Here is an 8,897-nt window from a genome sequence, read left to right on the forward strand (position 1 = left end):
GTGCCAGCGGAGCGGAGTCTAATCCAAAAAATTATTTAAATAAATAGTATTGATAATCTCTCTCATTTGTACCTAATATGCCGTCCTGTATTGTTTTGCATACATTTACAGACCCGTCCTACATCTGCGACCACTGCCTTGCTGTTCCGGTCGTGACGGGTCGAAAAAGCTATAAGAGGATGCGCAAGGATGACCTCAATCGAACACCTGAACGGGCGTTCCGAGCCTGTTCCATTGGCTTGCACGGATGGCAGCGCAACGGCGTTACCCGTGCTGGTACAGGCCACACCAGGGCAGTCGATCCACGACCTGGAAGCTTCGATTCGCGAACGCCTGCCCCACCTGCTGGCGACCGTTGGCGGTGTCCTGTTTCGCGGATTCGGCGTGCCCACCCCGATCGATTTCAAGCGCTTCGCCGCCAGCTTCGGCGCACCGCTGGCCAGCTACGAATTCGGCTCCACGCCCCGCAGTAAAGTCTTTGCCGGGGTCTACAGCTCCACTGAATACCCGGCCCACCAGTTCATCCCCCTGCACAACGAACAGGCCTATACCCGGCCCTGGCCTTCGCGCATCTGGTTCCACTGCATCAAGGCCAGCGAGACCGGCGGCGAAACGCCGATCGCCGACAGCCGCCTGATCTACCAGCGCATGCCCGACGAAATCCGTGAGCTGTTCGCCCGCCGCGAGCTGCTTTACGTGCGCAACTACAGCGGCGCCCTGGACCTGCCCTGGGAGAAGGTCTTCAACACCCAGGACCGGGCCCAGGTCGAGCGTTACTGCCAGGACAACGACATCGAGTGGGAATGGAAAGCCGACGGCGACCTGCGCACCCGCCAGCGCTGCGCGGCGGTGCAACAGCACCCCGATACCGGCGAATGGGTCTGGTTCAACCAGGCGCACCTGTTCCATGTGTCGGCCATCGAGCCGAGCGTGCGCGCCAGCCTGCTGGCGGCGGTGGGTGAAGAGAACCTGCCGCGCCATGTCTATTTCGGCGATGGCTCGGCCATCCCCGACGCCATGCTCGACACCGTGCGCGAAGTCTATCGCCAGACCGCCATCAGCTTCCCCTGGCAGCCCGGCGACGTTCTGATGCTCGATAACCGACTGGTGGCACACGGTCGCAATCCTTATACCGGTGACCGCAAGGTCATCGTGGCCATGGCGTGAATTGCAGATGTTTTCATTCAAACAGTGGATCGAAGTGCTGGAGACCAACGCCCGGCATTTTCCAGAGCGTGCAGCCCTGCACTTTTTGCCGGACGGCGTAGAGATCGGCGAAACCCTGACCTTTTCCCAATTGCACGAGCAGTCCCAGTCCCTGGCCGCCGCGTTGCAGGCACGCTACGCGCCGGGTGACCGGGTGTTGCTGATGCAGCCCAGCAGCCTCGACTACGCCCGCGCATTCTGTGCCTGCCTGTACGCAGGCATGATCGCGGTGCCGCTGTTCCCGCCGCCGTCACGTAAACCGCGTCACCTCGAACGCGTGCGAAACGTGGTGATGGACGCCGAGCCGGCGCTGATCCTGGCCCCGGCGGAGCATTGCGAAGGCTTGCGAGAACTGGTGCAAGGCCGGGTCGACGTGCTGACGGTCCAGCACCTGGGCACGCCAGCCGCCAGCCAGTGGCAACGCCCGGCCATCGACGGTTCGACCGTGGCCTTCCTGCAATACACCTCAGGCTCCACCGGCTCGCCCAAAGGCGTCGAGGTGCGTCAGCGCAACCTGATCGCCAACGTCGAGCTGATGCGCCAGGCCTACGGTTTCGATGAGCACGGCGCCATGGTCAACTGGCTGCCGCTGTACCACGACATGGGCCTGATCGGCGGCCTCCTGGCGCCGCTCTACAGTGGCATGCCCTGCTACCTGATGGCTTCGCAGACCTTCGTCAACGCACCGTCCACCTGGTTGCAGGCCTTGAGTCGCTACCGTGGCACCGTGAGTTTCGCCCCCAATTTCGCCTACGCCCTGTGCAACCGGGTGGTCAGCGACAACCTGATCGCCCAACTCGACCTGAGCGCCTGGAAACACGCCATCAACGGCGCCGAGCCGATCCACCCCGGCACTCTGGATGCCTTCGCCCAGCGCTTTGCCGCTTGCGGGCTGAACCCGCTGGCGATCAGCCCCGGTTATGGCCAGGCCGAAGCGACGCTGTGTGTCAGCGCCACCCCGGCGGATGTGCTGCCGGTGGTGTTGCGCCTGGACAAGGCTGTGCTGGAAACCGGCCGCGCGGCCCTGGCGAACGCCGATGCCGCCGCCGTCGAATTCGTCGCCTGTGGCTTCCCGCAGGCCTTGCACAGCATCGCCATCGTCGACCCGCAGACCCACGAGCGTTGCGCCGCTGATCGCATCGGCGAAGTCTGGCTCAAGGGCCCGAGCAACGCCGAGTCCTATTGGAAAAACCCCGAGGCCACCCGCGAAGCCTTTGAAGCACAGATCGTCGGTTCCTCCGAGCACTACCTGCGCTCCGGCGACCTGGGTTTCATGCACAAAGGCCAGGTGGTGATCTGCGGACGGCTCAAGGACCTGTTGATCCTCAACGGGCGCAACCTCTACCCCCACGACATCGAGTTCGCCATCACCGATGCCGAGCCCGGCATCCGCACCGGGCGCATCGCCGCGTTCTCGGAAATGGACCCGGTCCTGGGCCGCGAGAAACTGGTGATCGTCGCCGAGCCGCAGCGCAAGTTCGTCGACCCGGCGCGGCATCCGGCGCTGTTCGCGTCGATGCAGAACGCCGTGCGTGAAGCCGCCGACTGTGGCATCGACCAGATCGTGCTGGTGGAAGCCGGCACCATCCCGATGACCACCAGCGGCAAGATCGCCCGCCAGGGCGCACGCAAGCAACTGGCGGCGGGCACGTTGAGCATCATCGCCCAGAGCGGCGGGCCGGCGCCTTCCCCGCGTGAAACCCTTGATGCAGGCCAGCTCAAGGCCCTGGTCCAGGCGTCGAAACACGAGGCCCAAAGCGCCTGCCGCCAATGGCTCGCGCAGACCTTGCACGAGGTCAATCCGTACCTGGCCGTGGATTTCCAACAGAGCCTGGTAGGCCAGGGACTGGACTCCATCAGCGTCGCCGATTTCGCCGCACGCCTGCACCGGGACCTGGGTTGGAACCTCGACACCCAGGACCTGTTCGGCGAGCAGACCCTGGCGCAATGGGCCAAGGCCCTGCTGGATTTCCTCAGTGAGCCGCCAGCGGCCGAGCGACCCTCGACGGCGCGCGACAACGCCAGCGAACATCGCCAATCCTTCGCCCAGCGCCGCTTGTGGTTCCTGCGCCAACTCAACCCGGACGACACCCGGCACAACCTGGTGCTGCACCTGAGCCTGCGAGGTCCACTTGAAATCGAGGTGCTGGCCGAGCGCTTGAGCGCCTTGGTCAACCGACACAGCGTATTGCGCACGGTCTACCGCGATGGCATCGACGGCCCGCAGCAACAGGTGCAGCCCGCCACGCCGGTCGCATTGGACTGGCACGACCTGCAAGGGCAGAGTGAGGCGCAGCAACGGCAAGCGCTGCGCGACGCCCTGGCACGCGAACACACCACCCCGGTCAATCTCACCGAGGGGCCGCTGCTGCGCGCCCAACTGCTGAGCCGTGACGCGCAGCAACACGACCTGCTGCTGACCCTGCACCACATCGCCTTTGACGGGCGTTCGGCGCAAGTGCTGCTGGCGGAGTTGGCCGGTGTAGCAAACGCCCAACAACCGGTGCAATACCTCGATTTCGCCCAGTGGGAAGCGACCCACTGGAGCGAACAGCGGATCGCCACCGAGCAGGACTTCTGGCGCGCCCACCTGGCCGGCCTGCCGCAAAGCCTCGAACTGGGCGGCAGCGGCCAGGCCCAGGGTGAACACAGCCTGCACTTCAACGTGCCCCAGGCCACCTGCGAACAACTCTCGGCATTGGCCCGCGAGCGCGGCATGACCCTGTTCATGCTGTTGCTGGCCCACTACCAACTGGTGCTCAAGCAACTGGGCGGCCAGCAACGGTTCCTGCTCGGCACCGACGTCAGCGGCCGCCCCCTGGCGGAGCACCAAGACGTGATCGGTTTCTTCGTCAACCAACTGACCCTGCGCTGCGACCTGCACGGTGAGCCGACGCTGGCCGGTTTTCTTGAGCGGGTCCGCGATGAAGCGCGTCTGGCGTATGCCCACCAGGGCCTGCCGTTCGACCTGGTGGTTTCGGCCCTGGCGCCGCAACGCCTGCCCGGCCACTCGCCGCTGTTCCAGGTCAAGCTCAACTATCAACCGTCCCGCGTCACACCCGCCAGCATCGCCGGTGCGCAGTTGGACACGCTGGAAGTGGCGCAGGCGCCGGGGGATTTTCACCTGGTGCTGGACCTGGTGCACGGCACCGATGGCCTGGAAGCGACCCTCAAGTACCGCGGCGAATACTTCGACCAGGACCGTGCCTTGCGCCTGCAACACCTGTGGACGCGCCTGCTGGAAGACACCCGCCAGCAGCTGGAAGAGCCGCTGCCGGCGCTGGCTGCGCGCGTCGACGCCTGGGACCAGGCGTTCCAGCGTGAGCGCCAGCAGGCCCAGGCGCAGACCGGACGCAGCCAGATGCTGCAAGCCAAACGTCGTTCCATGCCCCTTTAACCGAGTCGGATGCCGTTATGTCTATCGTGCCCCCATCGCCCCGCGCCCTAGGCGCCGTGCGTCGCAAAGCCATGAACGTCTCGGAACAGCGACTGGTCACCGAGCGCCTGCTCAGCCCCGAACACGCCCTGCCGCTGGTGATCGAACCGGCGGTCAGCGGCGTTGACCTGGTCGCCTGGGCCGCCCGCGAACGCGAGTCTCTGGAGAAAAAACTGCTGCAGTACGGCGCCTTGTTGTTTCGCGGGTTCAACGTGGCGTCGGTCGAGCAGTTCGACCAGGTGATCGCCGCGCTCTCCCCTGGCGCCCTCGAATACATGTTCCGCGCCTCGCCCCGAACCCGGGTCGGCGGCAACATCTACACCTCGACCGACTACCCGGCCGACCAGATGATTTTCCCCCACAACGAACACTCTTACTCGCCACGCTTCCCGCTGCGATTGTTCTTCTACTGTCAGCTCGCTTCCGAGACCGGTGGCGAAACGCCGATCGGCTCGACCCGCGCGGTCAAGGCCCGCATCAGCCCGGAAATCGAAGCACGCTTCCGGGAAAAAGGCGTGTTGTACGTGCGCAACTATGGCGACGGTTTCGGCCTGCCCTGGCAGAGCGTGTTCCAGTCCGAAGATCGCAGCGAAGTGGAAACCTACTGCGCCAGCGTCGGCATCGAAGTGGAATGGAAGGACAACAATCGCCTGCGCACCCGTCAGCGCGGGCCGGCCGTGGTGCGTCATCCGCGCACCGGCGAAGAAGTCTGGTTCAACCACGCGACCTTCTTCCACATCAGCACCCTGCCACCGCGCATCCGGGATTCGCTGCAAAGCAACTTCAGCGACCTGGACCTGCCCACCAACACCTTCTACGGCGACGGCGAACCGATCGAGCCGCAGGTACTGGAGTCGCTGCGAGCGGCCTACCTCGACTCGCTGGTGCGATTCAGCTGGCAGCCGGGCGACGTGTTGTTCATCGACAACATGCTCGCGGTGCACGGTCGCGAACCCTTTACCGGCAAGCGCGCAATCATGACCGGCATGGCCGAAGCCCTGCTGTCGAGCGACGTCGCCGTTTGACTTCCAACGGGTCCACCCACCGCTTGCCAGCGGCTCGCTCGACTCTCGGTCAGCGAGCCCCGGCGGGCGCGGTGTCACCCCGATCCAAGCCCCCTTTCCAGACGAGTTGAACATGAGCGGACTTCAAGGTTTTCGTATCTCGCCGCAACAGGCAGCCCTCTACCCACACCTCAATGGCGTCGCCGCGCACCCTTACGGCTGTCACCTGCAATGGACGCTGTCCGGCCCGACGGACGTCGACGCGCTGGACAACCGCCTGCGCACGCTGCTGGCCGACTGCGAGATTCTGCGCACGCGCCTGATGCCGGTGCCCGGCCTGCGCCACCCGGTGCAAGTGATCGACGACAGCGGCTCGCTGGCGGTGACGTCGGTGGACCTGCGTCAACGTCCTGTCGCCGAGCAGGAGGCCGAACTGGCGCGCCTGGCATCGCAGCCGCGGGACTGGACCACGCCGCTGGCCGTGACCGTGGTGCACCTGTCCGATGACCGCGCCGTGCTGGACCTGGCCGGCGCCAGCAGCCATTTCGACCTCGCCAGCCTCAGGCTGGTGGCGAACGCCCTGTTGCAGGACACTCCGCCGGACCTGTCCGAGACCCTGCAGTACGCCGACTACGCCGAATGGCGCTGGAGCCTGGTTGAAGACGAACCGGACCACCCGGGCACGCGCTTCTGGAAAACCCTGGGCCAGACCGAGCAGCCCACCTTGCAGCTGTCCCTTGAGGCGCCCTGCGGCAGCGGTTTTGCCCCAGCACGGCACACGCTGGCGCTGCCGGACGACCTCAGCCGTCACCCGAGCCTGAACGCAGACCTGCTATTGGCGGCCTGGGCAGCGGTGCTCGGCCGGTTGGCGGGCCAGCAACAGGTCCCGGTCACGCTGATCCATGAAAGCCGTGGCGTCGAGCTGGAAAGCGCCCTCGGCCTGTTCGAACAGGGCCTGCCCCTGAACATCGACCTGGATGCCCAGGCCACCCTGGCCCAACAGAGCCAGCAAGTACGCGCCAGCGTCGAGCACGGCACCGGCTGGCAAGACTATTACACCGAGGGCTTCAGCACCGGCTACGCCTTCGCATGGCGCTCGGGCGACGCCCGGGAACGCTACGCCGACGCGCGGATGAACCCGCTCAAGGCCTGTCTGAACGTGCGCCAGTTGCCCGGCCAACTGTTGGCAGACCTGACGTACGATCGCCACGTGCTGAGCGACGAAGCCGTGCGCTGCCTCGGCGAGCAGTGGCTGCAACTGCTGCTGGGCGCCCTGGCCGAACCGCAGCGAGCCTGGGCGCAATTGCCCTTGGGCGGCCCACTGCAATCGCAACTGCTGGATACCGGCGCCCACCTGCCGGTGATCGAACCCGTGACGCTGGTTGAACTCATCGCCCGCCAGGTTCGCCAGCAACCGGACGCCATCGCCCTCAGCGACCAGGCCGGCGACCTCAGCTACGCCCGCCTCGATGCCTGCGCCACGCGCCTGGCCCATCAACTGGTGGCTGCCGGCATCGGTCGCGACGTGCCGGTGGGCATCCTGTTCCCCCGTGGCAACGCCGCCATCGTCGCCATGCTGGCGGTGTTGAAGGCCGGTGGCGCCTACGTGCCGATCGACCCGACGTACCCGGCCGAACGCCGTGCCTACATGCTCGCCGACAGCGCCATCGCCCACATCGTCGTCAGCGCCGACCTGGCCAACAGCGTGCCGGCCAGCCTGCAACGCTTCGTCCTCGATGACTTGCAAGAGCAAGGCCACGCCGACCTGCCGCCCCTGCCCCAACCGGACCCGGACGCCCTCGCCTACCTGATCTACACCTCCGGTTCCACCGGCGCTCCGAAGGCCGTGGAAATCAGCCACGGCGCGCTGAGTTTCTCGACCCAGGTGCGCATGGCCGCCTATGAAACGCCAGTGCGCGCCTACCTGCTGCTGTCATCGTTTGCCTTCGACAGCTCGGTCGCGGGGATTTTCTGGACCCTGGCCCAAGGCGGGCGACTGGTGCTGCCGGCGCCAGGGGAAGAACTGGAGATGGCGCGCCTGGCGCAACTGGTAACCCAGCATCACGTCAGTCACGGCCTGTCGCTGCCGTCGCTCTACCAAGCGTTGCTGGAGCAGTTGCAACGGGCCGGTGGCAGCGAAAGCCTGCAATGCTGGATCGTCGCCGGCGAGGCCTGCCCGCCGACGCTGGTCAGCCAGCACCACAAGGCCCTGCCCCAGGCGCGCCTGGTGAACGAATACGGCCCCACCGAAGCCACGGTCTGGGCCAGCTACGACGTGCTGGAGCCCAACCGCAGCGTCAGCATCGGCCGCCCCATCGCCGGCATGGACCTGCGCCTGCTGAACGAATTCGACCAGGCCTGCGGCATCGGCGAACCGGGCGAGATCGTCCTCGCCGGCCCGACCCTGGCCCGCGGCTACCGCAACAAACCCGACGAAACCGCCAAGGCTTTCGTCACCCTGGCCGACGGCACCCGCGCCTACCGCACCGGCGACCTGGCCTGCTGGCTGGCGGACGGGCGCCTGGCGTTCCTCGGGCGCAAGGACCACCAGGTGAAAGTGCGCGGCTACCGCATCGAACTGGGTGAAATCGAACGCCAGCTGTGCCTTCACAGCGACGTGCGCGAAGCCGCGGTGATCGTGCAGGAACATGCCGCCGGCAAGCGCCTGCTGGCCTACATCCTCGCCGCCCACGGCTATGCACCGGACTCCGAAGCGCTCAAGCGTTTCCTGGGCGAACGCCTGCCCTCGTACATGGTGCCGGCCCGGGTGCTGACCCTGGCGACCTTTCCGCGCACCCCCAACGGCAAGCTCGACGCCCGGCAACTGCCCGACCCGGATCAGTTCGACGAAAGCACTCATGTGGCGCCGCGCAACGCCATGGAAACCGCCTTGCAAGCCATCGTTGCCAAGGTGCTGAAACTGGCGTCGGTCAGTGTCACCGACAACTTCTTCGCCATTGGCGGCGACTCGATCCTGAGCCTGCAAGTGGTGGCCCAGGCCCACGAGCAAGGCATCGCGCTCTCGGCCAAGCAGGTCTTCGAGCGCCAGACCATCGCCGCCATGGCCGACGTCGCGCAACCGCTGGCCGAGTCCGCCGCCGAACCGCTCGCCCAGAGCACCGAGTTCAGCGCCTCGGGCCTGTCCGATGACGAAATGCAAGCGCTGATGGCTGAACTGAACGAGGCCGACCTGTGAGCGGTTTCACCCGTCGCCAGGCCATCACCGTCGCCCCTTTTTACGCAGGACGCTT

General features: G+C 66.0%; 4 protein-coding genes. All 4 read left to right on the plus strand.

Going from position 1 to position 8,897, the window contains the following annotated elements; genetic code table 11:
* Positions 1-234: 234 nt before the first annotated feature.
* The 4 genes from VM99_00950 to VM99_00965 all read left to right on the plus strand — a co-directional run bounded on the left by VM99_00950 (position 235) and on the right by VM99_00965 (position 8,842).
* Positions 235-1,167, plus strand: coding sequence for a SyrP (locus VM99_00950; protein ID AKK01656.1), 933 nt, complete (start codon positions 235-237; stop codon positions 1,165-1,167).
* 7 nt (positions 1,168-1,174) lie between these two features.
* Entirely contained in the window at positions 1,175-4,603 is a 3,429-nt protein-coding gene (locus VM99_00955; GenBank protein ID AKJ96690.1) for a peptide synthase, read from the plus strand.
* Positions 4,604-4,620: 17 nt separating this feature from the next.
* Positions 4,621-5,667, plus strand: coding sequence for a taurine catabolism dioxygenase TauD (locus tag VM99_00960; GenBank protein AKJ96691.1), 1,047 nt, complete (start codon positions 4,621-4,623; stop codon positions 5,665-5,667).
* 112 nt (positions 5,668-5,779) lie between these two features.
* Entirely contained in the window at positions 5,780-8,842 is a 3,063-nt protein-coding gene (locus tag VM99_00965) for a peptide synthetase (GenBank protein AKJ96692.1), read from the plus strand.
* Positions 8,843-8,897 lie beyond the last annotated feature (55 nt).

Source organism: Pseudomonas chlororaphis (genome assembly GCA_001023535.1).
Lineage (GTDB): Bacteria > Pseudomonadota > Gammaproteobacteria > Pseudomonadales > Pseudomonadaceae > Aquipseudomonas > Aquipseudomonas chlororaphis_E.